The organism is Enterobacter cloacae complex sp.6700776, assembly GCF_048284255.1.
GTDB classification, from domain to species: Bacteria; Pseudomonadota; Gammaproteobacteria; order Enterobacterales; family Enterobacteriaceae; genus Enterobacter; species Enterobacter intestinihominis.
In genome coordinates, this window is record NZ_JBLVYK010000151.1 from 1 (window position 1) to 308 (window position 308).

The 308-nt window shown below is 67.5% G+C and carries 1 pseudogene; it reads left to right on the forward strand.

Annotated features, from left to right (window positions below):
* A pseudogene (locus ACNQ0T_RS23665) lies at window positions 1-245 on the forward strand (DNA glycosylase AlkZ-like family protein); the annotation flags it as partial.
* Between the last annotated feature and the right edge of the window lie 63 nt (window positions 246-308).

Below are 308 nucleotides of genomic sequence, written 5' to 3' on the forward strand. Positions count from 1 at the left end.
ATCTAACCCGGCGGGTGATGCCGGACTGGGACGACGAGCGCGACGCGCTCTCCCGCGAAGACGCAGAGGCCATTATGTTGCGCAATAGCGCCCGTAGCCTCGGCATCTTCCGCGCCCAGTGGCTGGCCGATTACTATCGCTTGCGCCAGCCGGCGCTACCGGGTCTGCTGGCGGCCTGGCAGGAAGAGGGGCTGGTGGTGCCAGTTAACGTGGAAGCACTGGGCGAGAGCACGGCGCTATGGCTGGCGGTCAGCTTACCGCCGGGCGCGGTCTCCAGCTGCGCCAGCGCCTCGTGATGCAGCCACATC